The following is a 25330-nucleotide window of genomic DNA, read 5'->3' on the forward strand; positions in this document are numbered from 1 at the left end:
GGACCGATCATGTCGCATCCGCGGACCGTTCCCGCAGTTCCTGTACGACGCCGAAGACGGCGGCCGTGATCGGTACGGACAGCAGCATGCCGAGGATGCCGGCCACGGAGGCGCCCGCGGTGATCGCGAGCATCACCACCGCGGGATGCATCTGCACGGTCCTGCTCTGGATCGCCGGCTGGAGCACGTGCCCCTCCAGCACCTGCACGGCGAGCACCACGCCGAGCGCCCACAGCGCGATGACGAACCCCCGGTCGGCGAGCGCGACGAGCACGGCGACGGCACCGGAGATGAACGCGCCGAGATAGGGGATGTACGCCCCGACGAACACCAGCGCGCCGAGGCCGACGGCGCCGGGTACGCGCAGGATCAGCAGGCCGACGGTGATGCACAGGGCGTCGATGAGCGCGATGAACGTGGTGCCGCGCATGAACCCCTCGACGGCCCGGTAGGCCCGCCGGGACACCGCCTCGACGGTGTCGGCGGTGCCGCGCGGCGCGAGCGCCCGCAGACCGGCGGCGGCCCGGTCGGAGTCGCGCAGGAAGAAGAAGACGAGCAGCAGCGCGAGGACGGCCATGGCGATGGTCTCGCCGACCACGCTGACCCCGCTGATCACGTTGTGGGCCGCGGTCCCGCCGAACTTGCGCAGCAGCTCCCCGGAGTTGCGCGCGAGGTCGTCCAGCGAGGTCCCGGCCGCCCCGAAGTGGTCGGCGACGCCGCGCGCCGCGTCCTTGAGGGAGGCCGTGATCTGGTCGCCGGTGTCGATCAGCGCGGCCACCACGATGTACACCGCCCCGCCGACCACGGCGACGACGGCGACACAGGTCAGCCCGGCGGCCAGGGACGGGTTGACGCGTGCCTTGACCAGCCGCCGGTACAGCGGGCCGAGCAGCGCGGTCCCGAGCAGCGCCAGCAACACCGGCGTCACGGCGGTGCGCAGCTCGGCGAGGAGCCGGACGACCACCCAGCCGACCCCGGCGACGAGCAGGGCGAGCGCGCACCACGCGGCGAGACGGCGGGCGGACTCGGGAAGCAGCTGCACCCCTCAAGCGCAGCACGGGCCGGGCGGGCTGTCCCGTCGGGACGGCCCGCCCGGGTGACAGGGCGTCAGAGCTGTCGGCGCGTCAGGCCTGCGGGCCCGCCTCGGTCATGCCGTGCACGGCCGGGACCGTGCCCAGGCGGCCCTTCTGGAAGTCCTCGAAGGCCTGCATCAGCTCGTCCTTGGTGTTCATCACGAACGGGCCGTAGTGGGCCATGGGTTCGCGGATCGGCTGCCCGCCGAGCAGCACGACCTCCAGGTCCGGGGTGTGGGAGTCCTGCTTCTCGTCCGCGCGGACGGTCAGCGAGCCGCCCGTGCCGAAGACCGCGGTCTGGCCCATCCGGATCGGCCGGCGCTCGGCGCCGACGCTACCGCGGCCGGCGAGCACGTAGGCCAGGCCGTTGAACTCCTCCCGCCAGGGCAGGGTGATCTCGGCGCCCGGCGCGAGGGTGGCGTGGACCATCGTGATCGGCGTGTGCGTGATGCCCGGACCGGCGTGCCCGTCCAGCTCACCGGCGATGACGCGGAGCAGCGCGCCGCCGTCGGGGGAGGTGAGCAGCTGGACGGAGCCGGCGCGGATGTCCTGGTAGCGCGGCGCCATCATCTTGTCCTTGGCGGGGAGGTTCACCCACAGCTGCAGTCCGTGGAAGAGACCGCCGGACACGACCAGGTGCTCCGGCGGAGCCTCGATGTGCAGCAGGCCGGAACCCGCCGTCATCCACTGGGTGTCACCGTTGGTGATGGTGCCGCCACCGCCGTGGGAGTCCTGGTGGTCGAAGATCCCGTCGATGATGTAGGTGACGGTCTCGAAGCCGCGGTGGGGGTGCCAGGGGGTGCCCTTCGGCTCGCCCGGCGCGTACTCCACCTCGCCCATCTGGTCCATCATGATGAACGGGTCGAGGTAGCGGTAGTTGATCCCGGCGAACGCCCGGCGCACCGGGAAGCCCTCGCCCTCGAATCCGGTCGGCGCGGTGGTGACCGCGAGCACGGGCCGCGCCACGGCGTCGGCGGGGGCGGTCACGCGGGGGAGCATCAGCGGGTTCTCGACGGTCACTGCAGGCATGGTCGGTACCTCCTTGGTACGCCCACTTTAGTTGAGCGTTGAACTTTCTGCCACCCCCAACAGCAGAATCCGCAAACCCATTCCCCGGGCCTCACCCCCTCAGCGCCCGCACCACCGGTGCGAGGACCATCGCCGCGAGGAAGAGCAGCAGGCCGCCCACGCCCAGCGCGAGGGCGCCGGTGCCGGTCAGGCGGGCCGTCGTGGAGCGGCCAGGCCGGGCCACCTCGGGGTCTTCGGGGTCGTAGAGGATCTCCACCTGTTCGGCGGCGCCGGCGCGGCCCCGCCACTCGCGCGCGAGGCCGCGGTCGTCGACGTAGACGTAGACGCATCCCTCGCCGGTGTCCTCGCCGTGCAGCGCGTACGTGCGCACCAGCCGGGCGGGCGCCACCGCGCCACGCGCCCGCAGGGCCCAGCCCTGCCGCACCAGCTCCGCCCCGCCGAGGACGGCGACGGCGGCGGGGCCGAGCAACAGGGGACAGGCCAGCCAGCCGAGGACGGCCCCACCGCCCGCCCCGCCTGCACCCAGCCCGACGGCACCGCCCGCGGAGCAGACCAGCGGCACCCACCACCAGCGCGGCCACGGCCGCCGCCCCCGGCTCCCGCGCGGTTCCTCCCGCACGGGGCCCACGCGCCGGCACCGGCATCAGCCACGGCGCGGCCCAGCGCCTCCGCGAACGCCGCGGCCTCGGCGGCACCGCGCGCGGTGAGGGAGAGTGCCGGGGGTGGCGCCGGACCGTCCGGATGCAGGACGACGGTGAGCACCCGCCCGCCCGTCTGCACCCGGTCGATCGCGGCCAGGGGTATCCGGCGCCGCAGCCCGTCCCCGTCCAGCAGCAGCTCGTCGCCGGACAGCCGGGCGGCCCGGCGCCGCCGTCCGTACAGGACCGACGGCGCAGTGTCGTTCGAGGTCACGCCCGCACAGTAGGCACCCCCACGCCCGGAGGGAGCGATTCAGCCGACGCCGACCGCGAAGACGCCAGCCACGTGAAGCAATCAGGCCAACCGCCCGCGAGGCGATCGCGTCCGCCGACCGCGAGGCGATCCCGGTCAGCCGACCCCGAGACGAAGGCGCCAGCCCACCGCGAGACGATCACAGCAGCCGATCGCCAGGCGATCCGGTCAGCCGTCCGCGAGACGCGAAGGCTCCAACCAATCGGGAGACGATCACGGCAGCCGACCGCCAGGCGATCCAGTCAGCCGCCCCCGAGGCGAAGGCGCCAGCCGACAGCCGACAGCCGACAGCCGACAGCCGACAGCCGACAGCCGACAGCCGACAGCCAGACGATCGCCCCAGCCGCCCGCCGGTCCACCGCCAGGCGAAGGTGCCAGCCCGCCGCCAGACGCTCGCACCAACCGCCCGCGCGGCGAAGACGCCAACCGACCACCAGGCGATCACGGCAGCCGCCCGCGCGGCGAAGGCGCCAGCCCAACGCCAGACATCCCGGCAGCCGACCGCGAGACGCGAAGGCGCCAGCCGACCGCGAGGCGAGGCGTCAGCCGACGGCAAGGTGATCACCGCAGCCGACCGCCCGTCGATCGCGCCGGCCCACCGCCAGAGGATCACGGCAGCGCCCGCGCCGCGAAGGCGCCACCCGCCCGCGCCGCGAAGCCGTCAGCCCGCCGCCAGACGATCAGGCCAGCCGCCGGCCAGGCGATCGCGCCAACCACCCGCCGAACAACAGCCTCAGCCGTACATCCGGCGCATCGCGAAGTCGACCATCTGCTCCACCGCCTTCGCGTCGAACACCATCCGGTGCTCGCCCTCCATGTCCAGGACGAAGCCGTACCCGGTCGGCAGCAGGTCGATCACCTCCGCGCCGGTGATCACGAAGTACTTGGACTCCTTGCCGGCGTAGCGGCGCAGCTCCTTGAGCGAGGTGAACATCGGGATCACCGGCTGCTGGGTGTTGTGCAGCGCCAGGAACCCCGGGGTGTCGCCACGCGGGCAGTACACCTTCGACGTGGCGAAGATCTGCTGGAAGTCCTCGGCCGGCATCTGCCCCGTGGTGAAGGCGCGCACGGCGTCGGCGAGGGAGGGCGGGGACGGCTCGGGGTACAGCGGCGGCTGCTGCCCGTACCCGCCGGCCATCGGCTGCTGCGGCGGGGGGTACCCCTGCTGGCCGCCCACGTTCTGGTCGTAGCCGTACATGACCGTAAGCGTACTGACACCACCGGGAGGGGTGGGTCACAGATCCCCGGATCGGGGTTGCGAGATATTACCGACGGGTAGCATCATCGTAGCTACTTGCTGGTACGTGTATGAGTGTGCGAGGAGACAGTGCCTCGCCGTCCCTCTAGGGAGCCGTCGCCATGGGGCACTACAAGTCGAATCTCCGCGACATCGAGTTCAACCTCTTCGAAGTACTCGGGCGCGACAAGGTGTACGGCACCGGCCCGTTCGAGGAGATGGACGTCGAGACCGCCAAGAGCGTCCTGGAGGAGCTGACCCGCCTCTCCGAGAACGAGCTGGCCGAGTCCTTCGCGGACGCCGACCGCAACCCGCCGGTCTTCGACCCGGAGACCAACACCGCGCCCGTCCCCGCGTCCTTCAAGAAGAGCTACCAGGCCTTCATGGACTCCGAGTACTGGCGGCTCGGCCTGCCCGAGGAGATCGGCGGCACCACCTCGCCGCGCTCCCTGATCTGGGCGTACGCCGAGCTGATCCTGGGCGCCAACCCGGCCGTGTGGATGTACTCCTCGGGCCCGGCGTTCGCCGGCATCCTCTTCGAGGAGGGCAACGAGGTCCAGAAGCACATCGCCAAGATCGCCGTCGAGAAGCAGTGGGGCTCCACCATGGTCCTCACCGAGCCGGACGCCGGCTCGGACGTCGGCGCCGGCCGCACCAAGGCCGTGCAGCAGGAGGACGGCTCCTGGCACATCGAGGGCGTGAAGCGCTTCATCACCTCCGGTGAGCACGACATGTCGGAGAACATCCTCCACTACGTGCTCGCGCGCCCCGAGGGCGCCGGCCCCGGCACCAAGGGCCTGTCCCTCTTCCTCGTCCCGAAGTACCTCTTCGACTTCGAGACCGGCGAGCTGGGCGAGCGCAACGGCGTCTACGCCACCAACGTCGAGCACAAGATGGGCCTGAAGGCGTCCAACACGTGCGAGATGACCTTCGGCGACAAGCACCCCGCCAAGGGCTGGCTGATCGGCGACAAGCACGACGGCATCCGCCAGATGTTCCGCATCATCGAGTTCGCCCGCATGATGGTCGGCACGAAGGCGATCTCCACGCTCTCCACCGGCTACCTCAACGCGCTGGAGTACGCCAAGGAGCGCGTCCAGGGCCCCGACCTCGCGCAGTTCATGGACAAGACCGCGCCCAAGGTCACCATCACCCACCACCCCGACGTGCGCCGCTCGCTGATGACGCAGAAGGCGTACGCCGAGGGCATGCGCGCCCTGGTGATGTACACCGCCTCCGTGCAGGACGCCATCCAGCTCAAGGAGGCCGCCGGCGAGGACGCCTCCGCCGAGCACGCCCTGAACGACCTGCTCCTGCCCATCGTCAAGGGCTACGGCTCCGAGAAGGCCTACGAGCAGCTCGCCCAGTCGCTGCAGACCTTCGGCGGCTCCGGCTTCCTGCAGGAGTACCCGATCGAGCAGTACATCCGGGACTCCAAGATCGACACCCTGTACGAGGGCACCACCGCGATCCAGGGCCAGGACTACTTCTTCCGGAAGATCGTCCGCAACCAGGGCGCCGCGCTGAACTCCCTCGCCGAGGACATCAAGAAGTTCCTGGCGCTCGGCACCGGCGGCGAGGAGCTGGCCGGCGCCCGCGAGCACCTGGCCAAGGCGGCCGTCGAGCTGGAGGCCATCGTCGGCCTGATGCTGACCGACCTCGCCGCCACCGAGCAGGACACCCGCAACATCTACAAGGTGGGCCTGAACACCACCCGCCTGCTGCTCGCCTCCGGTGACGTCGTCGTCGGCTACCTGCTGCTCAAGGGCGCCGCCATCGCCGCCGAGAAGCTGGCCACGGCCACCGCCAAGGACAAGGCGTTCTACACCGGCAAGATCGCCGCCGCGAAGTTCTTCGCCGCCAACGTCCTGCCCGGCGTCACCTGCGCCCGCAAGGTCGCCGAGGGTGTCGACCTGGACCTGATGGACCTGGACGAGGCCGCGTTCTAGTACGGGACAGTCCTCACGAGGGCCCGCCCCCGCTTGACGGGGAGCGGGCCCTCGTCCGTCGTTAAGGTGAACCCCATGAGCGAACCCTCACGCCCTGCTGCCTCCGGCGCGACCGCGCCCTTCGACCGCGGCCACACCGACGACCTGATGACCTTCCTGACGGCCAGCCCGACGCCGTACCACGCCGTGGCGAGCGCCGCCGAGCGGCTGGAGAAGGCCGGCTTCCGCCAGGTCGCCGAGACGGACGCCTGGGACGGCACCAGCGGCGGCAAGTACGTACTGCGCGGCGGCGCCATCGTCGCCTGGTACGTCCCCGAGGGCGCCGCACCCCACACGCCGTTCCGCATCGTCGGCGCGCACACCGACTCCCCGAACCTGCGGGTCAAGCCGCTGCCCGACGCCGGCGCGCACGGCTGGCGGCAGGTCGCCGTGGAGATCTACGGCGGCCCCCTGCTGAACTCCTGGCTCGACCGCGACCTGGGCCTGGCCGGCCGGCTCACCCTGCGCGACGGCTCCAGCCACCTGGTGAACATCGACCGCCCCCTGCTGCGGGTCCCCCAACTCGCCATCCACCTGGACCGGTCGGTGACCGCCGAGGGCCTCAAGCTGGACAAGCAGCGGCACATGCAGCCGATCTGGGGCCTGGGCAACGATGTGCGCGAGGGCGACCTGATCGCCTTCCTGGAGGAGGAGGCCGACCTGCCGGCCGGCTCGGTCACCGGCTGGGACCTCATGGTCCACTCCGTCGAACGGCCCGCCTACCTGGGCCGCGACCGGGAACTGGTCGCCGGCCCCCGTATGGACAACCTGCTGTCCGTGCACTCCGGCGTGGCGGCGCTGACCGCGGCCGCCGGGCGCGACGTGTCGTCCATCCCGGTCCTGGCCGCCTTCGACCACGAGGAGAACGGCTCCCAGTCCGACACCGGCGCCGACGGACCGCTGCTCGGATCGGTGCTGGAGCGCTCGGTGTTCGCGCGCGGCGGGTCGTACGAGGACCGGGCGCGCGCCTTCGCCGGCACCGTCTGCCTCTCCTCCGACACCGGCCACGCCGTGCACCCCAACTACGCCGAACGCCACGACCCCACGCACCACCCGCGGGTCAACGGCGGCCCCATCCTCAAGGTCAACGTCAACAACCGGTACGCCACGGACGGTTCGGGCCGCGCGGTGTTCGCCGCCGCCTGCGAGCGGGCGGATGTGCCCTTCCAGTCGTTCGTCTCCAACAACTCCATGCCGTGCGGCACCACCATCGGCCCCATCACCGCCGCCCGGCACGGCATCCGCACCGTCGACATCGGCGTGGCGATCCTGTCCATGCACAGCGCACGGGAGCTGTGCGGTGCCGACGACCCGTATCTGCTGGCCAACGCGCTGGTGGCGTTTCTGGAGGGCTGACAACCGCCGGGCGCCGCATGGGGGTTGACAACGCGGGTACCCGTGTGTCCGGACCGGAGGTACCGGCCCGGACAGGGAGGCGACACTCATGGGCCTCGGCGGATGCATCATCCTCATCGCCGTGGGAGCCATCCTCACGTTCGCGACCGACTGGGACATGCAGGGGGTCAACCTCGACCTGGTCGGCATCATCCTGATGATCGTCGGCCTGATCGGCGTCTCGACCTTCAGCAGCATCGCCCGCCGCCGGCGTGTGATGGTGCCGCCGGCGACGACCACGGTCGTCGAGGAGGAACGGCACCACCACACGCGGGACGGCTACAGCGACGGGTACGGCGTCTGAGCGGCTCCTGCGGCTTCCGCGGCTTTCCGCTGGTGGACGCGGCGGGCGGGGTGCTCGCGCGCACCGTGGGTCAGGTAAGCGCGTGCCCCGTCGTCGCGTCCACGTGGGCCGGGACCTCGTCGTGGCGGTCGCCGACCGTGAGGGTGCCGGCGGGTTCGAGAAGCAGGATCTCCGTCGGCACGGGGGCGTACGGCTTGTGCTCCGTGCCGCGCGGGACCGTGAAGAGCGAGCCCCGCGGGAGGACCACCGTGCGTTCCCCGGCCGGCTCGCGCAGGGCGATGCGCAGTTCACCGGACAGGACCAGGAAGAACTCGTCGGTGTGGTCGTGGACGTGCCAGACGTGCTCCCCCTCCACCTTGGCGACGCGGACGTCGTAGTCGTTCACCGTGGTGACGATGCGCGGACTCCACTGCTCGGTGAACGAGGCGAGGGCGGTGGCCAGGGAGATCGGTTCGCTGCTCATGGCCTCATCCTGCGCCTGGCCCCACGCGGCCCGCGAGTGCTAGGAATCGCACATGCCGCAAGGATCCTCGCACCGCGTCGTCCTGATCGTCGACGAGAACTCCAACCCGTTCGAGATGAGCTGCGCCATCGAGGTCTTCGGCCTGCGCCGCCCCGAACTGGGCCGTGAGCTCTACGACTTCCGGCTGTGCGCCGCGGACCCGGCGACCCGGATGCGGGACGGGTTCTTCACGCTCACCGGGATCGCGGGGCTGGAGGCGGCGGACGAGGCGGACACGCTGATCGTGCCGAACCGGCCGGACACCGACACCCCGCGCGCCCCGCGTGTCCTGGACGCCGTGCGCCGGGCGCACGCGCGGGGCGCCCGGCTCATCGGCTTCTGCTCCGGCGCGTTCACGCTCGCGGAGGCCGGTCTGCTCGACGGGCGCCGCGCCGCCTGCCACTGGATGTGGGCGGACTCCTTCCGCGCCCGCTTCCCGCGGGTTCTGCTGGAGCCGGACGTGCTGTTCGTGGACGACGGCGACATCCTCACCGCGTCCGGCAGCGCCTCGGCGCTCGACCTCGGCCTGCACGTCGTCCGGCGCGACCACGGCGCCGAGATCGCCAACCATGTCTCCCGGCGCCTGGTGTTCGCCGCCCACCGCGACGGCGGTCAGCGCCAGTTCGTGGAGCGCCCGGTGCCGGCCGTCCGCGACGAGTCCCTCGCACCGCTGCTGGCCTGGGCGCAGGAACGGCTGGGAGAACCCCTGACGGTCGCCGACCTCGCGGCACAGGCGCGGGTCAGCCCCGCCACGCTGCACCGTCGCTTCCGCTCCCAGCTCGGCACGACACCGCTGGCGTGGCTGACAGCCGAGCGGGTGACGCTGGCCCGGCGGCTCATCGAACGTGGTGAGGAACGGCTCGACGTGGTCGCCGCCCGCAGCGGCCTGGGCACCGCCGCCAACCTGCGGGCACGGCTGCGGCGGGAGACCGGACTCAGCCCGTCGGCCTACCGCCGGCGTTTCGGACGGGCGCCCGGGGAAGCGCTCACAGCATGAGATTCCTCGTGTACGACCGGCTCCTCGGCATCGGCGACGACTACTGGATCGAGGACGACCGCGGCAACAAGGTCTACCTCGTCGACGGCAAGGCCATGCGCCTGCGGGACACCTGGGAACTGAAGGACACCCAGGGCCGCGTCCTGATCGACATCCACCAGAAGATGTTCGCGCTGCGCGACACCATGGTGATCGAACGGGCGGGCGAGCCCCTGGCGACGATCAAGCGCCGGCGGCTGTCCCTGCTGCGCAACCACTACCGGGTGTCCCTGGCCGACGGCACGGAACTGGACGTCAGCGGCAAGATCCTGGACCGGGAGTTCGCCGTCGAGTACGACGGGGAACTGCTCGCCGTGATCTCCCGCCGCTGGCTGACCGTCCGCGACACCTACGGCATCGACGTCGTCCGCGACGACGCCGACCCGGCGCTGCTCATCGCGGTGGCGGTGTGCGTGATCCACCTGGCCGAGAAGGAACGGGAGGACGACTGAGCCGGGGCGGTGGTCAGTGCCGGGGCGGTTCCAGGCCCAGTACCCGGTCCTTCAGCGCCGGGAACTGCTCGCGGGTCGCGGCGACCTTCGCCGGGTCGAAGTCCACGCTGAGCACCTCCTCCCCGGGGCCCGCCTCGGCGAGCACCTCGCCCCACGGATCGACCACGATCGAGTGACCGGCCTGCGGAACTCCCGCATGCGTCCCGGCCGTTCCACAGGCGAGCACGAACGCCTGGTTCTCGACCGCCCGCGCCTGAGCCAGCAGCGTCCAGTGCGCCCGGCGGCGCTCCGGCCAGCCCGCCGGGACCACCAGGGTCTCGGCGCCGGCGTCGACGAGACCGCGGAAGAGTTCGGGGAAACGGAGGTCGTAACAGGTGGCCACGCCCAGCGTGGTCCACGGCAGACGGGCCGTCACCAGCTCGCGCCCGGCGCCCATGAGCACCGCCTCGCCCTTGTCGAAGCCGAAGCGGTGGATCTTGCGGTAGGCGGCGGCCAGGTCGCCGGAAGGGGAGAAGAGGAGAGAGGTGTTGTACAGAGGGCCCTCGGGGTCGCGCTCGGGGATGGAGCCGGCGTGCAGCCACACGCCCGCGTCGCTCGCGGCCTTGGCCATCGCCTCGAAGGTCGGCCCGTCCAGCGGCTCGGCCTCGCCGGAGAACTGCTCGTAGGCGAAGGCGCCGCACGTCCACAGCTCGGGCAGGACGACGAGGTCCGCGGACCCGGCCTGCTCCCGCACCAGCGACGCGGCGCGAACTCGCCGGTCAGCCACCGATTCGCCCTCGTTCACGGCGATCTGGATCAATGAGGCGCGCACACTACCACCGTCCTGGCCATCGAGCCGTCCACACGGGCGCCCCCACGGGCCTACGATCGTCACACGAAAGCACTGCCGGGGTGCCTCGGAGCAGCGTAACTTAGCCATTCCAGACACCGCCGAGTGAAGCCGCCTCCCACTGGCACCGCCGCCACAACCTGCCCGTGTACCGACCGCCGAGGGGTCCCGTTTCCGTGAGTCTGCATCCCACTCTCCAGCCCTACGCCGATGCCTGGACCCACTCCATCGAGGCGATATCCGAGCTGGTGCAGCCGCTGGCGGACGCCGACTGGAACCGTCGTACCCCGTGCCCGGGCTGGTCGGTGCGCGACATCGTCTCGCACGTCATCGGCCTGGACTGCGAGATGCTCGGCGACCCGCGCCCCATCCACACGCTGCCGCGCGACCTGTTCCACGTCACCAACGACCACCAGCGGTACATGGAGATACAGGTCGACGTCCGCCGCCACCACACGGCGCCGGAGATGACGGCGGAGCTGGAGTACACCGTCATCCGCCGCAACCGCCAGCTGCGCAACGACTCCCGCGACCCCGGCGCCAAGGTGCGCGGCCCCCTCGGCGCCGAGCTCACCCTGGAGGAGTCGATGCGGCGCCACGCCTTCGACGTCTGGGTGCACGAACAGGACCTGCGCACGGCCCTGGGCCGCCCCGGCAACCTGGACTCCCCGGGCGCGCACATCGCCCGCGACGTCCTGCTGGACGCGCTGCCGCAGGTCGTCGCGGATCGCGCCGAGGCCCCGCGCAGCTCGGCGGTGGTCTTCGACGTGCACGGACCGGTCGAGTTCCTGCGCACGATCCGCGTGGACATCCAGGGCCGCGGCACCCTGGAGACGGCCCCCGCCCTGGGCCCCGCCGCCACCCTCACCCTCGACTGGGAGACCTACGTCCGACTGGCCTGCGGCCGGGTGACGCCGGAAGCGGCGGCGGACCGCGTCAAGACCGAGGGCGACCTGGACCTGGCGGCGGCCATCCTGCGCCACTTCCCGGTGACGCCGTAACCCGGCTGCCGCGCCCTGCGGCACCCCGCGAGCGCCGGGCGGCACGACCCGCCCCCGCCCGGCACCGGCGCTGTGCGCCTACGCGGGAACGTGCACCGTCTCCACCCTGCTCGCGACCAGCCGCTCCCGCTCTCTGCGCGCCGCCCGCCTGCGCAACCGCAGGATCTGCGAGACACCCAGCGCCTGGAGCACGAACACGGCCGAGAACGCCACGGTGTAGTCGTCCCCGGTCGCGTCCAGCAGCACGCCCACCGCGAACAGCGTCGTCATGGAGGCGACGAAACCCCCCATGTTCGTGATCCCCGACGCCGTCCCCTGGCGCTCGGGCGGGTTCGCGGGGCGCGCGAAGTCGAAGCCGATCATCGACGCGGGCCCGCACGCCCCCAGCACCGCGCACAGCACGATCAGCAGCCACATCGGAGCGTGCGCGCCAGGGTACGCCAGCGTCGCCGCCCACAGCAGCGCCGTCGCCCCGACCGTACCCAGCGCCAGCGGCAGCCGCGCCTCGTGGCGCCGGGCGACGATCTGCCCGTACACGAGCCCGATGACCATGTTGGACAGCACGACCAGGGTCAGCAGCTCCCCCGCCGTGGCCCGGCCGAGCCCCTGGTCCTCGACCAGGAACGGCAGCCCCCACAGCAGCAGGAACACCATCGCCGGGAACTGCGTCGTGAAGTGCACCCACAGCCCCAGCCGGGTCCCCGGCTCCCGCCAGGACGCGGCGATCTGCCGGCGCACATACGCCGCCCCCTGGTGCGGCACGGGCTCCGGCTCGTGCCCCTCGGGGTGGTCCTTCAGGAACAGCAGCAGCAGGACGAACACCACGGCACCGGCGACCGCGCTGCCGCCGAACGCCGCGGTCCAGCCGACCCCGTGCAGCAGCCGGGCCAGCACCAGGGTCGAGACGAGGTTGCCCGCCATGCCCACCAGACCGGCGAGCTGCGCGACGAGCGGCCCGCGCCGGGCCGGGAACCAGCGCCCGCCGAGCCGCAGCACGCTGATGAACGTCATGGCGTCCCCGCAGCCCAGCAGCGCGCGCGAGGCGAGGGCCATGCCGTACGACGGCGAGAAGGCGAAGCCGAGCTGTCCGATCGTGAACAGCACGACGCCCAGGCCCAGCACCTTCTTGGTGCCGAGCCGGTCGACCAGCAGGCCGACGGGTATCTGCATGCCCGCGTAGACCAGCAGCTGGAGGATGGAGAAGGTGGACAGCGCCGAGGCGTTCACATGGAAGCGGTCGACGGCGTCGAGACCGGCCACGCCCAGGGACGTACGGAAGATGACGGCGACGAAGTAGACGGCGACGCCGATGGACCACACGGCGACGGCCCGCCGCCCGCCCGGCGGGTCACCCGGCAGGGTGACCCGCGCGGAGGAGGAAGAGGAGGAAGACGAGGAGGAAGACGCGGAGGAGGACGAGGAGCTCATCGGACCTCACCCCGGGCCAGGTTCGAGAACCACCCGACGTGCCGGTGGACGATCCCGACGGCCCCCTCCGCGTCCCCCGCACGCAGCGCGGCGAGGATCTCCTCGTGCTCGGCGAGGGTCTTGGCGATCCGGTCGGGGTGGGAGTGCATGACCGCGACGCCCATCCGCAGCTGCCGGTCCCGGAGCTGGTCGTACAGCCGCGAAAGGATCTCGTTCCCGCCGCTGCGCACGATCTCGGCGTGGAAACAGCGGTCGGTGACGGCGGCCGCGGCCAGGTCGCCGGCGGCGGCCTGGGCCTTCTGCCTCTTGAGCAGTTCCTCCAGCCGCTCGATGAGTCCCGCCGGGGCGGGCACGGCCTTGCGGGCCGCGTGCTCCTCCACCAGCAGCCGGGTCTCGACGACGTCGGCGATCTCCTGGGCGGAGACCGGCAGGACCAGGGCTCCCTTCTTCGGGTAGAGCTTGATCAGCCCCTCCACCTCCAGCCGCAGCAGCGCCTCGCGCACCGGGGTGCGGGAGACCCCGACGGCCTCGGCGAGCTCGCCCTCGGTGAGGAGGGTGCCGCCTTCGTAGCGGCGGTCCAGAACGCCCTGCTTGACGTGGGTGTAGACGCGGTCGGCGGCGGGTGGTTGCTTCACGGGTGCGGACGGGGCGGTTGGCATGCCCACAGGATAGATACATCACGTACGCAATCGGGTGCCGTTTCAGCATCCGGACAGCGTCACCCCTCCCCGGCCAACTTCCCCCCAGTGGGCGCACAACCATCTGTGCTAGGTACGAGTCCACACACGTGCGGCCCCATCCCCTTTCCCCTCAACTCGGCCGCACCCTAGGGGCATTCACACATAATCGGGGTAACTCAGTTGATTACCGCCATCTCCGGCATCAAGGGCAGCCGACTGCGCCGTGCCGTCGTGGTCACCGCCACCACCGGCGCCGTACTGACCACCGGCGCCCTGACCGCGGTCCCGGCCCAGGCCGTCACGACGCCCTCCATCGTGGCCAAGGGCGGCTACGTGATGAACGACGCCAGCGGCAAGGACCTCTACAACAAGGCCGCCGACACCCGGCGTTCCACCGGCTCCACGACCAAGATCATGACCGCCAAGGTCGTGCTCTCGCAGCCGAACCTCAACCTGGACGCCAAGGTCACCATCCAGAAGGCCTACAGCGACTACGTCGTCTCCAAGGGCGCCTCGCAGGCCCACCTCATCGTGGGCGACAAGGTGACCGTGCGTCAGCTGCTCTACGGCCTGATGCTGCCGTCGGGTTGCGACGCCGCCTACGCGCTGGCCGACAAGTTCGGCACCGGCACCACCCGTGACGCGCGCGTGAAGTCCTTCATCGGCAAGATGAACGCCAGCGCCAAGAGCCTCGGACTGAAGAACACCCACTTCGATTCCTTCGACGGCATCGGCAACGGCGCCAACTACTCGACGCCGCGCGACCTGACCAAGCTCGCGAGCAGCGCGATGAAGAGCTCCACGTTCCGCACGATCGTGAAGACGAAGTCGTACACGGCGAAGACCATCACCAAGACGGGCAGCACCCGCACCATGGGCGCCTGGACCAACACCAACACGCTGCTGAGCAGCTACAGCGGCACCATCGGCGTCAAGACCGGCTCCGGCAAGGAGGCCGGCTACTGCCTGGTCTTCGCCGCGACCCGGGCCGGCAAGACGGTCATCGGCACGGTCCTGTCCTCCACGAACGCGTCCACCCGAGCATCGGACGCGACGAAGCTGCTGAACTACGGCTTCTCGAAGGCCTGACGCTCACCCCTCTCTGCCCACGGGCCCGCCGCTGCACAGCGACGGGCCCGTTGCCTGTCCAGCCGCTTTCCGTTGCGTTCACTCGCAATCGTGAACATCATCCTTTGGGCTGGCATATTCGATTTTCTCCGCCCTACGTTCCGCGGCGGAGGTGGTTCACATGAACGAACCCAGCAAGCGGCCCGACCGCACCGAGCGGCACGAGGCCATCGACATCAGCGACTTCGTCTACGCGGCGACCGGAGCCCGCGTACGACGGCTGACCATGCCGGACGGGAGTCACTGGTTCCCGGCGGTGGATGTGTGCAAGGAGCTTGGGCACAGCAACACCCAGAAGGCGCTCTCCGACCACGTGCCGGAGGCTCACCGAGAGATTCTTGAGACCCTAACTGGAGGTTACGGTCTCAGCGTTCCCGCAGGTAGGGAGTGGCGTCGAGACCTGAACGTCATCTCTCTGCAGGGTCTCATCCTCCTCGTCAACGCCTGCACCAAGCCCTCCTGCGCCCCCTTCAAACAGTGGGCCGCGGAAGTGATCGAGACAGTTCAGCGGGAGGGTTCCTACACCCTCGAAGAGGCCGAGGTGCAGCCCACCGAACCGGGCGCCCCCATCGCCTACGCCATGCCCGAACAGGTCGCCGAGGCCATCGTCCGGCTGGAGGCGCACAACCTTCAGGTGGACGAGGAGCTTGCGTCCGCACAGCGTGAATCGCTCGCCGTGCAGAAGGAGATCCTGGCCACCCAGCAGGCCACCCTCGCCATGGGACAGGCCGCCCTCGTCGCGCAGCAGGCCATGGCCCGCGCCATGGAACGCATCGCCGACCGGCTGGACCTCCTGGCCCTGGGCCGCCCCGCACCGCCGAGTGATGTGCCGGAGGCCCACGTCACCACGGCCTCCCTGCTGGCCGACTGGCGGCAGCGCCTGTCGGTCACGGAGGACGTCTGGGCCGTGGCCGTGGTCATCGCGCCCGTTCTCGTCGAGAAGGGCGAGCTGCGCGAGACCCTCGAATCCATCGCGGCCCGCACGGGACTGTCCGTGCGGCGGGTCAATGAATGTCTCCGTCTGCTGCGACAGCACGCCTGCATCCGTTCCCGGGGCGGCGCGGAGGACGGGGCACCGGTGTATGTGCTCAACCAGAACTGAGATCAACCGGCGCTGAGAGGAGGAAGGGCGGTCGCAAGACGAAGTTGCGACCGCCCCGCCTCGTTTCCGACGTTACCCGTCGGAGGCGGTTCTCATGCCCAGGTGATCAGCCGCTTCGGCTGTTCCAGGATCGCCGCCACGTCGGCCAGGACCTTGGAGCCCAGTTCGCCGTCGACCAGGCGGTGGTCGAAGCTGAGGGCCAGGGTGGTGACCTGGCGCGGCTTGACCTTGCCCTTGTGGACCCACGGCTGCAGCTTGATCGCGCCGACCGCGAGGATCGCCGACTCACCGGGGTTGAGGATCGGCGTGCCGGTGTCGACGCCGAAGACGCCGACATTGGTGATCGTCACCGTGCCGCCCTGCATGGCCGCCGGGGACGTCTTGCCCTCGCGGGCCGTCGAGACGAGGTCGGAGAGCGCGTCGGACAGCTCCGGCAGCGTCTTGGCGTGCGCGTCCTTGATGTTCGGGACGATCAGGCCACGCGGGGTGGCCGCCGCGATACCGAGGTTGACGTAGTGCTTGACCACGATCTCCTGGGCCGCCTCGTCCCAGGACGCGTTGATGTCCGGGTTGCGGCGGATGGCGATCAACAGGGCCTTGGCGATCAGCAGGAGGGGGTTCACGCGTCGGCCGGCGAACTCCTTGTCCTGCTTCAGCTCCTCGACCAGCTTCATCGTGCGGGTCACGTCGACCGTCACGAACTCCGTGACATGCGGCGCGGTGAACGCCGAGCCCACCATCGCCGCGGCCGTCGCCTTGCGGACGCCCTTGATCGGGATACGGGTCTCACGGACCGTGTCGTACGACACCGGCGCGGACGGGGCCGCCGACGGGGCCGGCGCGGCGGTCGGCGTCTCCACCACGGGCTCCGTCACCGGCTCGGTGACCTGCTGCGGGGCCGCCGCCGCGTGGACGTCCTCGCGGGTGATGATGCCGTCCGGGCCGGTCGGCACCACCGTGGCGAGGTCGACGCCCAGGTCCTTGGCCAGCTTGCGCACCGGCGGCTTGGCCAGCGGGCGGGGCCGGTCCACGACCTCGGCGTGGCCGTGGCCGTTCAGCTCCGCCTGCACCGCCGCCGCGGCGGGTTCGGGCGCGGCCGACGGCGCCTTGCGCGGGCGGCGCTTGGTGGAGGAGGTCGCCACGCCGTAGCCGACGAGGACGGGCTGGCGGCCCGAGCCGGCCGGTTCGGCCTCCTGCGGTTCCTCGGCCTTCACAGCTTCCTGCTGGGGCTCCGCCGCCGGGGCGCCGCCCGCCACGTCCACCGCGATGATGGCCGTGCCCACGTCGACCGTGGTGCCCTCGGGGAAGTGCAGCGCGCGCACCACACCGTCGTAGGGGATGGGCAGTTCGACGGCCGCCTTGGCGGTCTCGACCTCGCACACCACCTGGCCGTCGGTGACCGTGTCGCCCGGCTGGACGTACCACTTGAGGATCTCGGCCTCGGTGAGCCCCTCGCCCACGTCGGGCATCTTGAACTCGCGTACGGACCCTTCAGTCATCGTCGTCACGACCCTCTCCTCAGTACGCCAGGGCACGGTCGACGGCGTCGAGCACCCGGTCCAGGTCCGGCAGGTACTCCTCCTCCAGGCGGGCCGGCGGGTACGGGGCGTGATAACCGCCCACGCGCAGCACCGGCGCCTCCAGGTGGTAGAAGCAGCGCTCCGTGATCCGGGCGGCGATCTCCGCGCCCGAGCCGAAGAACACCGGCGCCTCGTGGACCACGATCAGGCGGCGGGTCTTCTCCACGGACGCCTGGATGGAGTCGAAGTCCAGCGGGGAGACCGAGCGCAGGTCCAGGACCTCCAGGTTGCGGCCCTCCTCGGCGGCCGCGTCGGCGACCTCCTGGCAGAGCTTCACCATCGGACCGTACGCGGCGAGGGTCAGGTCGGTGCCCGAACGGACCACCTGGGCCTTGTGCAGCGGGCCGGGGATGGCCTCGGTGTTGACCTCGCCCTTGTCCCAGTAACGGCGCTTGGGCTCGAAGAAGATCACCGGGTCGTCGCTCTGGATGGCCTGCTGCATCATCCAGTACGCGTCGGAGGCGTTCGACGGGGAGACGATCTTCAGGCCCGCCACGTGCGCGAAGAGCGCCTCGGGGGACTCGGAGTGGTGCTCGACGGCGCCGATGCCACCGCCGTAGGGGATGCGGACGACGACCGGGAGCTTGACCTTGCCCAGCGAGCGGGCGTGCATCTTGGCCAGCTGGGTGACGATCTGGTCGTAGGCCGGGAAGACGAAGCCGTCGAACTGGATCTCGACGACGGGGCGGTAGCCGCGCAGGGCGAGGCCGATCGCCGTGCCGACGATGCCCGACTCGGCGAGGGGGGTGTCGATGACGCGGCTCTCGCCGAAGTCCTTCTGCAGGCCGTCGGTGACACGGAAGACGCCGCCGAGCTTGCCGACGTCCTCGCCCATGATCAGGACCTTGGGGTCGGCCTCCAGGGCGCGGCGCAGCGACTCGTTGATCGCCTTGGCCAGGGCCATCTTCTCCGCTGCCATGTCAGACCCCCTCTGCGTCCGCGAACGACGCCTGGTAGGCGGCGAACTGGGCGCGCTCCTCGTCGACGAGCGCGTGCCCGTCCGCGTACACGTTCTCGAAGATGGCGAAGTGGTCCGGGTCCTGCATGGCACGGACCGCTTCGCGCACTCGTTTGCCCAACGCCTCGGACTCGGTGTCGAGTTCCGCGAAGAATCCCTCGTCCGCGTGGTTTGAGGCCTCCAGATAGCGGCGAAGGCGCAGGATCGGGTCCTTGGCCTCCCAGGCCAGGCGCTCCTCGTCGCCGCGGTAGCGGCTGGGGTCGTCGGAGGTGGTGTGGGCGCCCATGCGGTAGGTCCACGCCTCGATCAGCGCCGGGCCCTCACCGCGCCGGGCGCGCTCCAGCGCCCACCGGGTGACGGCGAGGGAGGCCAGCACATCGTTGCCGTCGACGCGGACGCCGGGGAAGCCGAAGCCCTGGGCGCGCTGGTAGAGCGGGACGCGGGTCTGCTTCTCGTTGGACTCGGAGATCGCCCACTGGTTGTTCTGGCAGAAGAACACGACCGGCGCGTTGTAGACCGCGGCGAAGTTGAACGCCTCGTTCACGTCGCCCTGGCTGGAGGCGCCGTCGCCGAAGTAGGCGATGACCGCGCTGTCGGCGCCGTCCTTGGCGATGCCCATGGCGTAGCCGGTGGCGTGCAGCGCCTGGGAGCCGATGACGATCGTGTAGAGGTGGAAGTTGTTGCTGTTGGGGTCCCAGCCGCCGTTGTTCACGCCGCGGAACATGCCGAGCAGGTTGGTCGGGTCGACGCCGCGGCACCAGGCGACGCCGTGCTCGCGGTAGGTCGGGAAGACGTAGTCGTCCTCCCGGGTGGCGCGGCCGGAGCCGATCTGGGCGGCCTCCTGGCCGAGCAGCGAGGCCCACAGGCCCAGCTCGCCCTGGCGCTGCAGGGAGGTGGCCTCGGCGTCGAAGCGGCGGGTGAGCACCATGTCGCGGTAGAGGCCGCGCAGCTCTTCCGGGGTGATGCCGGCGACGTAGGCGTCGTACTCGGCGTTCTTGACGCGCTTGCCCTCGGGCGTGAGCAGCTGTACGAGCTCGGGCTCGGTGCTCTTGGCAGCGCGGGTGCTACGGGTGGTGCGCTTGGTACCGGTGGTTCCGGCCGTCTTGCTGCCGGTGGTACCGGACGTGTTGCTGCCGTCGGTCCCGGCCTTGCTTGCGGCGCTGCGTCGCGGCTTGCGCGGGGCAGTGCTCTCCACGGTCACGTGTGCTCCTCCGTCGGTCCGGCCCCCGGGGTTGCCGGTAGGCCAGTGCGGCTCACCTGTATCCGACCACCGGGCACGGGGTGGGTGCCACTCGGCCGGGAACAGGCGTGACAGGTGCCCCGGCGAGCGCCCTGCAGCAATCACGTTACCCAGTGCTCCACATTTCTGTGAAACCCCTCCTGACCTGCGTTTTTACTCGGATTTCCAAGTAGTTTTGATCGGAAATCCGAGTACTTTCGCCGAGCATTCGGGGACGCCGCTGGTCACGGCCGTGCAGGGGGCCGGAACAGGGGGCACGTTATCCCGGCCACCCCGCACACGGGAAGAGCCCGCTGTGACACTGATCGCGTACCCGAAGACTGAAAAGTCACCGTATTCCCCCGCGACGACCACGAGCCGGTCCGGTGGCCGGCCGTGCGGTCGCGCACGCGGCGGGGAAGGCCGCCGGGAAGAAGTGAACGGAATTGCATTTCCCGGCGGCGGCGAGGCCGAACATTCCGGCGCTTTCGCACCGCCGTATCACTTCGGGTACGGGGTGTGATCGGAACCGACTGTCTGTGACAACGCCCAGCTCACCGCCCCGCTGGCTGCCCTAGCATCGGGCGCGTGCCGCGCCCGTGTGTACCACCCCCCGCGCCCCAGGCGCCCCCGTTACGCGCCCTGTTGAGCCGCTACGCGGCCGGTTCCGTGCTGGCCTGTGAACCCGTCGCACAGGGTCTGCTGAACCGCGGCTACCGCCTGTGCACCACCCGTGGGCACTACTTCCTCAAGCACCACTCGGACCCCGACACCGCCGACCCGGCCGCCATCGAGCGCCGGCACCGCGCCACCCAGCGCCTGGCCGACCTCGGCGTCCCCGTGGTCCCGCCGCTGACCGGCCGCGACGGCCGTACCGTCGCCGTGATCGGCGGCCACAGCTACGCCCTGCACCCTTGGATCGACGGCCGCCACCGCCACGGCGGCCAGCTCACCCGCGGCGAGTCCGCGCGCCTGGGCGCCCTCCTGGGCGCCGTGCACGCCTGCCTGGAGCGTGTGATGCCGCCCAAGGGCCGCACCCGCCCGTCCGCGAGCCCTCACCCCGTGGAGAGCGCCGACCCGGCGGCCACGTTCACGCTCATCGACGATCTCCTCGCGCGCGTGCGCCGCCACCGCCCCGCGGACTCCTTCGACGAGCTCGCCCGCCACCGTCTCCTGGAGCGCCGCGCCCTGCTGGAGCGGCACGCCGACCGCCGGCCGCCGCGCGGCGGGCCGGTGGGCTGGGTGCACGGCGACTTCCACCCGTTCAACCTGCTCTACCGGGACGAGGCGCCCGCCGCGATCGTCGACTGGGACCGCCTCGGTGTGCAGCCCCGCGCGGAGGAGGCCGTGCGCGCCGCCGTGATCTTCTTCGTGCAGCCCGCGGGCACGCTCGACCTGCCGAAGGTGCGGGCGTACGCGTGCGCGTACCGGCGTGCCGCCGGCGCCACGCCCGCGGAGCTGGCGGCGGCCGTGCACCGGGTGTGGTGGGAGCGGCTGAACGACTTCTGGATGCTGCGCTGGCACTACGAGCGCGACGACCGGCGGGCGGACCCGCAGTTCCCGGCCGCGTCGGCGCTGGTGGTGTGGTGGACGCGCCGGTACGAGGAGGTGTGCGACGCGTTCACGCGGTGAGGGAGGCCGGTGAGCGGGCCGGCGTGAAACAGCACGCGCGCGTGGCGCCCTGAGAGGGCGTCACGCGCGCGTGACGGGACGTCGGGGAGGTCCGTCAGGGGGTGGTGCCGCCGACGGTGACACCGGTGGTCGTGCCGCTGCCGGACGTCGTCCCACTGCCGGACGTGGTGCCGCTGCCGGACGTCGTGCCCCCGTCGGAGGTGGTCCCGTCGGTCGTGCCGCTGCCGGACGTCGTGCCCCCGTCGGAGGTGGTGCCGTCCGTGGTGCCGCCGTTGTCGGTGCCGCCGTCCGTCGGGTCGGACGTCTGCGTGTCGGTGTCCGTCGGCTCACCCGTCGGCTGACCGGTGTTCGGCTGCGACGGCGTGTACGACGGGGTGTACGAGGGCTGCTGCCACCCGCCGGACCCCGACCCGGTGTCGTCGTCCGTGCCCCCGCCCGAGCTGTCGTCGGTCGCCTCGTCGCTCGGCGACGGGCTGGGGGAGTCCTGCGACTCGGACTGCGACACGCTCGGCGTCGGGCTGGTGTCCGGCTTGCCGCCCGGGGCGTTGGTGCCCTTGACCGCCAGCGCCACGCCCGCCGCGATCGCGATCACCGCGAGCACGGCGAGGATCCACAGCTTGCCGCGGCCGCTGCCCTTGTTGCCGTGCCCCTCGAAGCCGCCGTCGTCCCCGCTGCCGTAGCCGGCGGGCAGGATCGGCTGCGGGATCTGCGCGGTGCCGGCGCCGTGGTCACCGGGGTGCGGCATGACCGTCGTGTGCGCGAAGCCGCCCGCGGGGGTGTGCCGGCCGTCGTGCATCTCCACCGGGCCGGTGTTCCAGGTGCCGGTGTGGCCACCCTGGTCGTACAGCATCTGCAGCGCGTACTGGACGAGCCCGCGCATCTCCTCGGCCGTCTGGAAGCGGTCGTCGGGGTCCTTGGCCAGCGACCGCATCACCAGGCCGTTCAGCTCCGGCGGGCAGCCGTCGGAGACGTCGGACGGCGGCGTGGGGATGTCCTGGACGTGCTGGTAGACCACGGACAGCGGGGTCTCACCGGTGAACGGGGGCCGCAGTGCGAGCAGTTCGTACAGCAGGCAGCCCGTCGCGTACAGGTCGGAGCGGTGGTCGACGGCCTTGCCGAGCGCCTGCTCCGGGGAGAGGTACTGCGGCGTGCCCATCACCATGCCGGTCTGCGTCATCGTCGTCGACGCGCCGTGCAGGGCGCGGGCGATGCCGAAGTCCATCACCTTGACCGCGCCGTTGTTGGTGATGATGACGTTGGCCGGCTTGATGTCGCGGTGCACGATGCCGTGCTGGTGCGAGTAGGCCAGCGCCTCCAGCACCCCGGAGACGATGATCAGGGCCTGCTCCGGCCCGGGCGCCTCGGCGTTGAGCAGCAGATCGCGGATCGTGCGGCCCTCGACCAGCTCCATGACGATGTACGGCACGCTCTGGCCGCCGACGACGTCCTCGCCGGAGTCGTACACGGCGACGATGGCGTGGTGGTTGAGGCCGGCCACCGACTGCGCCTCACGCGTGAAGCGGGCCTTGGACACCGGGTCCTCGGCCAGGTCGGCGCGCAGCAGCTTGACCGCGACGGTGCGCCCCAGCCGTACGTCCTCGGCCGCGAACACCTCGGCCATGCCGCCCCGGCCGAGCCGGTGGGTCAGCCGGTACCTGCCGTCGCCGACAAGCCCGCCGTTACCCCACATCTCCGGCGCATCTGACATACCGCCGCCAGTCGCCTCGGGGTCGGACGGGCCCTGAGCGCGCTGCTGCTGTGCCATCAGTCCTCGCCGTCGTTTCTGCCCGCGGTGCGCGCGGTGTTGTTACGGTCTCCGTCGGCCACGCTACAGCCTCGGCGCAAGCCGCCGGTCCGGGATGCGTGCCGTGGCCGGTACGAGACGGACCGGCCATCAAACCCCGCATCCGTCCGCTCGTGCAAATTCTGTGTACCGGCCGTACGACGCCTGTAACGCTTCCGCGACGCTTCTTTCGCGTACGGTCACGGAACGGGCACCGAACTTGACGTGTCAGTGCCCTGGGGCAGACTTGGCCCGGAATAGCACATTGGATCAACGAACTTCCATGATCGTCGGCGCTGGAAGGGCTGTGGGGGACGCGAGATGAGCCAGGACGGCGCACAGGGCCGCTACATGGGGCAAGCACTCGCGAACGGCCGCTACCAGCTGCGCGATCTGCTCGGCGAGGGCGGCATGGCCTCGGTGCACCTGGCGTACGACGCCGTGCTCGACCGCCAGGTCGCGATCAAGACGCTGCACACCGAACTCGGCCGCGAACAGGCCTTCCGGGAGCGGTTCCGCCGCGAGGCCCAGGCCGTGGCGAAGCTCACGCACACCAACATCGTCTCCGTCTTCGACACCGGCGAGGACGACCTGGACGGCGCGACCATGCCGTACATCGTCATGGAGTACGTCGAGGGCCGCCCGCTCGGCTCGGTGCTCTCCGACGACATCCGGCAGTACGGCGCGATGCCCGCCGACAAGGCGCTGAAGATCACCGCCGATGTGCTCGCCGCGCTGGAGATCAGCCACGAGATGGGGCTGGTCCACCGCGACATCAAGCCGGGCAACGTGATGATGACCAAGCGCGGCGTGGTCAAGGTGATGGACTTCGGCATCGCGCGTGCCATGCAGTCCGGTGTCACCTCGATGACGCAGACCGGCATGGTCGTCGGCACCCCGCAGTACCTGTCGCCCGAGCAGGCCCTGGGCCGCGGCGTGGACGCCCGCTCCGACCTGTACTCGGTCGGCATCATGCTGTTCCAGCTGGTCACCGGGCGGCTGCCGTTCGACGCCGACTCTCCGCTGGCGATCGCGTACGCACATGTGCAGGAGGAGCCGCCGCTCGCCTCCTCGATCAACCGTTCCCTGCCGCCGGCCGTGGACGCGCTGATCTCCCGCGCGCTGAAGAAGAACCCGAACGAGCGGTTCCCGACGGCCGAGTCGATGCGCGACGAGTGCCTGCGGGTGGCGGCGTCCTTCCAGCCGGCCGCGCCGAGCATCGTGCCGGGCACGCAGGCGCCGAGCGGCGCGGGCGTCGGCTCCGCGGTGTTCCCGCCGCTCGACCAGACCGGCCCGGGCCCGCAGGGCAGCGTCCAGACGCCGTACCAGCCGGCTCCGAGCCCGACCCCGGCCCCGAACCCGTACGGCACCCCGCCCCCGGCGACGCCCGCCCCGGCCTACGGCTACCCGCAGCAGAGCGGCTATCAGACGCCGTACGCCGGGCAGCCGCAGTCCGCGTCGACGCCGCCGCCGTACAACATCACGCCGCAGACCACGACCCCGTCGAGCGGGGGCGGCGGCAAGAGCAACAAGCCGGTGATCATCGGGTCGATCGTCGTCGCCGTGCTCGCCGTCGGCGGCCTCCTCGTCGCCCTGCTGGCCAACGGCGGCGGCGAGGGCAACGAGGGCCAGGGCGGCGAGACCACCACCCCCTCGGCATCGGCGTCGGCGTCCAAGGCGGCCGGCTACCGCGGCCCGGACCTCACGCGCACCGTCGAGAAGGACGAGTGCACGGAACCGCAGAAGTCCTGGAACGACGAGACCAAGATCCAGCTGCCGGACTTCCGCTACAAGAACATCGACTCGGTGAAGGCCTGCACCCAGGCCGCCGGCTGGAAGGTCGACATCAAGAAGGTCGACGAGAACACCTACGGCGACGGCTCGGTCCTGCTGCAGTTCCCCGCACCGGGCACGGACATCGACCCCAAGGACGTCGAGATCCAGCTGAACGTCTCCACGGGCAACCCGGCGTCCTGATCCGGCGGGCGCGGGAAGCCAGGCCGGCGCGCGCGGGAAGACAAGC

The 25330-nt window shown here is 71.2% G+C and carries 22 protein-coding genes; 10 read left to right on the forward strand and 12 right to left on the reverse strand.

Annotated elements, in window-relative coordinates; translation table 11 throughout:
- Positions 1–7: 7 nt before the first annotated feature.
- The 4 genes from C3489_RS03105 to C3489_RS03125 all read right to left on the reverse strand — a co-directional run bounded on the left by C3489_RS03105 (position 8) and on the right by C3489_RS03125 (position 4251).
- Positions 8–1042, reverse strand: coding sequence for an AI-2E family transporter (locus C3489_RS03105; RefSeq protein WP_103779575.1), 1035 nt, complete (start codon positions 1040–1042; stop codon positions 8–10).
- A gap of 82 nt (positions 1043–1124) precedes the next feature.
- The gene (locus C3489_RS03110; RefSeq protein WP_103779577.1) at positions 1125–2102 is read right to left on the reverse strand and encodes a pirin family protein; all 978 of its coding nucleotides are present in this window, start codon (positions 2100–2102) and stop codon (positions 1125–1127) included.
- 91 nt (positions 2103–2193) lie between these two features.
- Positions 2194–2721 (reverse strand): DUF3592 domain-containing protein, encoded by a 528-nt coding sequence (locus C3489_RS03115; RefSeq protein WP_146075267.1) that lies wholly within the window; start codon positions 2719–2721, stop codon positions 2194–2196.
- Between the two features lie 1065 nt (positions 2722–3786).
- Entirely contained in the window at positions 3787–4251 is a 465-nt protein-coding gene (locus C3489_RS03125) for an SseB family protein (RefSeq protein ID WP_103779581.1), read from the reverse strand.
- Between the two features lie 161 nt (positions 4252–4412).
- On the opposite strand from C3489_RS03125, the gene C3489_RS03130 reads away from it, so the two are divergent.
- The 3 genes from C3489_RS03130 to C3489_RS03140 all read left to right on the forward strand — a co-directional run bounded on the left by C3489_RS03130 (position 4413) and on the right by C3489_RS03140 (position 7977).
- Positions 4413–6239, forward strand: coding sequence for an acyl-CoA dehydrogenase (locus C3489_RS03130; protein WP_103779582.1), 1827 nt, complete (start codon positions 4413–4415; stop codon positions 6237–6239).
- A gap of 75 nt (positions 6240–6314) precedes the next feature.
- A complete protein-coding gene (locus tag C3489_RS03135; protein ID WP_103779583.1) occupies positions 6315–7634 on the forward strand; it encodes a M18 family aminopeptidase in 1320 nt (439 codons plus the stop codon).
- An 88-nt stretch (positions 7635–7722) separates the two neighbouring features.
- Positions 7723–7977 carry a DUF6458 family protein gene (locus tag C3489_RS03140; RefSeq protein WP_103779585.1) on the forward strand — a complete coding sequence of 85 codons (255 nt, stop codon included), beginning with the start codon at positions 7723–7725 and terminating at the stop codon, positions 7975–7977.
- Between the two features lie 70 nt (positions 7978–8047).
- On the opposite strand, the gene C3489_RS03145 is transcribed toward C3489_RS03140, so the two are convergent.
- On the reverse strand, positions 8048–8440 hold the full coding sequence (locus tag C3489_RS03145) for a cupin domain-containing protein (RefSeq protein ID WP_103779587.1): 393 nt from the start codon (positions 8438–8440) through the stop codon (positions 8048–8050).
- A 52-nt stretch (positions 8441–8492) separates the two neighbouring features.
- On the opposite strand from C3489_RS03145, the gene C3489_RS03150 reads away from it, so the two are divergent.
- Together C3489_RS03150 and C3489_RS03155 are read left to right on the forward strand one after the other, a co-directional pair.
- Complete coding sequence (locus C3489_RS03150) at positions 8493–9476, forward strand: GlxA family transcriptional regulator (protein WP_103779589.1); 984 nt, start codon at positions 8493–8495, stop codon at positions 9474–9476.
- Positions 9473–9967 carry an LURP-one-related/scramblase family protein gene (locus C3489_RS03155; protein ID WP_103779591.1) on the forward strand — a complete coding sequence of 165 codons (495 nt, stop codon included), beginning with the start codon at positions 9473–9475 and terminating at the stop codon, positions 9965–9967. The genes C3489_RS03150 and C3489_RS03155 overlap by 4 nt, the downstream gene beginning before the upstream one ends.
- 13 nt (positions 9968–9980) lie before the next feature.
- Here the strand turns inward: C3489_RS03155 and C3489_RS03160 are convergent, their stop codons facing one another.
- Complete coding sequence (locus tag C3489_RS03160) at positions 9981–10778, reverse strand: carbon-nitrogen family hydrolase (RefSeq protein WP_103779593.1); 798 nt, start codon at positions 10776–10778, stop codon at positions 9981–9983.
- A 194-nt stretch (positions 10779–10972) separates the two neighbouring features.
- Between C3489_RS03160 and C3489_RS03165 the strand changes: the two genes are divergently transcribed.
- Positions 10973–11797 carry a maleylpyruvate isomerase family mycothiol-dependent enzyme gene (locus C3489_RS03165; RefSeq protein WP_103779595.1) on the forward strand — a complete coding sequence of 275 codons (825 nt, stop codon included), beginning with the start codon at positions 10973–10975 and terminating at the stop codon, positions 11795–11797.
- A 78-nt stretch (positions 11798–11875) separates the two neighbouring features.
- Here the strand turns inward: C3489_RS03165 and C3489_RS03170 are convergent, their stop codons facing one another.
- Complete coding sequence (locus C3489_RS03170; RefSeq protein ID WP_103779597.1) at positions 11876–13225, reverse strand: nitrate/nitrite transporter; 1350 nt, start codon at positions 13223–13225, stop codon at positions 11876–11878.
- On the reverse strand, positions 13222–13884 hold the full coding sequence (locus C3489_RS03175) for a GntR family transcriptional regulator (protein ID WP_103779808.1): 663 nt from the start codon (positions 13882–13884) through the stop codon (positions 13222–13224). Before C3489_RS03175 ends, C3489_RS03170 begins: the two co-directional genes overlap by 4 nt.
- A 204-nt stretch (positions 13885–14088) precedes the next feature.
- On the opposite strand from C3489_RS03175, the gene C3489_RS03180 reads away from it, so the two are divergent.
- Both C3489_RS03180 and C3489_RS03185 read left to right on the forward strand, forming a co-directional pair.
- Complete coding sequence (locus C3489_RS03180; protein ID WP_374936715.1) at positions 14089–14994, forward strand: D-alanyl-D-alanine carboxypeptidase family protein; 906 nt, start codon at positions 14089–14091, stop codon at positions 14992–14994.
- 160 nt (positions 14995–15154) lie between these two features.
- The gene (locus C3489_RS03185; protein WP_103779601.1) at positions 15155–16135 is read left to right on the forward strand and encodes a Bro-N domain-containing protein; all 981 of its coding nucleotides are present in this window, start codon (positions 15155–15157) and stop codon (positions 16133–16135) included.
- Between the two features lie 92 nt (positions 16136–16227).
- Here the strand turns inward: C3489_RS03185 and C3489_RS03190 are convergent, their stop codons facing one another.
- Genes C3489_RS03190 through pdhA form a run of 3 tightly spaced genes read right to left on the reverse strand, consistent with a single transcriptional unit; the run spans position 16228 to position 19874 of the window.
- Complete coding sequence (locus C3489_RS03190) at positions 16228–17643, reverse strand: dihydrolipoamide acetyltransferase family protein (protein WP_103779603.1); 1416 nt, start codon at positions 17641–17643, stop codon at positions 16228–16230.
- A gap of 10 nt (positions 17644–17653) precedes the next feature.
- On the reverse strand, positions 17654–18634 hold the full coding sequence (locus C3489_RS03195; RefSeq protein WP_103779605.1) for an alpha-ketoacid dehydrogenase subunit beta: 981 nt from the start codon (positions 18632–18634) through the stop codon (positions 17654–17656).
- Position 18635: 1 nt separating this feature from the next.
- Positions 18636–19874 carry a pyruvate dehydrogenase (acetyl-transferring) E1 component subunit alpha gene (gene pdhA, locus C3489_RS03200; RefSeq protein ID WP_103779607.1) on the reverse strand — a complete coding sequence of 413 codons (1239 nt, stop codon included), beginning with the start codon at positions 19872–19874 and terminating at the stop codon, positions 18636–18638.
- Between the two features lie 606 nt (positions 19875–20480).
- On the opposite strand from pdhA, the gene C3489_RS03205 reads away from it, so the two are divergent.
- On the forward strand, positions 20481–21524 hold the full coding sequence (locus tag C3489_RS03205; protein ID WP_103779609.1) for a phosphotransferase: 1044 nt from the start codon (positions 20481–20483) through the stop codon (positions 21522–21524).
- Positions 21525–21618: 94 nt separating this feature from the next.
- Here the strand turns inward: C3489_RS03205 and C3489_RS03210 are convergent, their stop codons facing one another.
- Positions 21619–23289, reverse strand: coding sequence for a protein kinase (locus C3489_RS03210; RefSeq protein ID WP_103779611.1), 1671 nt, complete (start codon positions 23287–23289; stop codon positions 21619–21621).
- A gap of 339 nt (positions 23290–23628) precedes the next feature.
- Between C3489_RS03210 and C3489_RS03215 the strand changes: the two genes are divergently transcribed.
- Complete coding sequence (locus C3489_RS03215; protein ID WP_103779613.1) at positions 23629–25284, forward strand: protein kinase; 1656 nt, start codon at positions 23629–23631, stop codon at positions 25282–25284.
- The last annotated feature ends 46 nt before the right edge of the window (positions 25285–25330 follow it).

It is taken from the genome of Streptomyces sp. Ru71 (genome assembly GCF_002920535.1).
Classification (GTDB): Bacteria; Actinomycetota; Actinomycetes; order Streptomycetales; family Streptomycetaceae; genus Streptomyces.

Excerpts from the sequence above, each read along its gene's own strand:
- C3489_RS03110 (WP_103779577.1), bottom strand. The coding sequence starts at position 2,102 with ATGCCTGCAGTGACCGTCGAGAACCCGCTGATGCTCCCCCGCGTGACC.
- C3489_RS03125 (WP_103779581.1), bottom strand. The coding sequence starts at position 4,251 with ATGTACGGCTACGACCAGAACGTGGGCGGCCAGCAGGGGTACCCCCCG.
- C3489_RS03130 (WP_103779582.1), top strand. The coding sequence starts at position 4,413 with ATGGGGCACTACAAGTCGAATCTCCGCGACATCGAGTTCAACCTCTTC.
- C3489_RS03135 (WP_103779583.1), top strand. The coding sequence starts at position 6,315 with ATGAGCGAACCCTCACGCCCTGCTGCCTCCGGCGCGACCGCGCCCTTC.
- C3489_RS03140 (WP_103779585.1), top strand. The coding sequence starts at position 7,723 with ATGGGCCTCGGCGGATGCATCATCCTCATCGCCGTGGGAGCCATCCTC.
- C3489_RS03145 (WP_103779587.1), bottom strand. The coding sequence starts at position 8,440 with ATGAGCAGCGAACCGATCTCCCTGGCCACCGCCCTCGCCTCGTTCACC.
- C3489_RS03150 (WP_103779589.1), top strand. The coding sequence starts at position 8,493 with ATGCCGCAAGGATCCTCGCACCGCGTCGTCCTGATCGTCGACGAGAAC.
- C3489_RS03155 (WP_103779591.1), top strand. The coding sequence starts at position 9,473 with ATGAGATTCCTCGTGTACGACCGGCTCCTCGGCATCGGCGACGACTAC.
- C3489_RS03170 (WP_103779597.1), bottom strand. The coding sequence starts at position 13,225 with ATGAGCTCCTCGTCCTCCTCCGCGTCTTCCTCCTCGTCTTCCTCCTCT.
- C3489_RS03175 (WP_103779808.1), bottom strand. The coding sequence starts at position 13,884 with ATGCCAACCGCCCCGTCCGCACCCGTGAAGCAACCACCCGCCGCCGAC.
- C3489_RS03185 (WP_103779601.1), top strand. The coding sequence starts at position 15,155 with ATGAACGAACCCAGCAAGCGGCCCGACCGCACCGAGCGGCACGAGGCC.
- C3489_RS03195 (WP_103779605.1), bottom strand. The coding sequence starts at position 18,634 with ATGGCAGCGGAGAAGATGGCCCTGGCCAAGGCGATCAACGAGTCGCTG.
- C3489_RS03210 (WP_103779611.1), bottom strand. The coding sequence starts at position 23,289 with ATGGCACAGCAGCAGCGCGCTCAGGGCCCGTCCGACCCCGAGGCGACT.
- C3489_RS03215 (WP_103779613.1), top strand. The coding sequence starts at position 23,629 with ATGAGCCAGGACGGCGCACAGGGCCGCTACATGGGGCAAGCACTCGCG.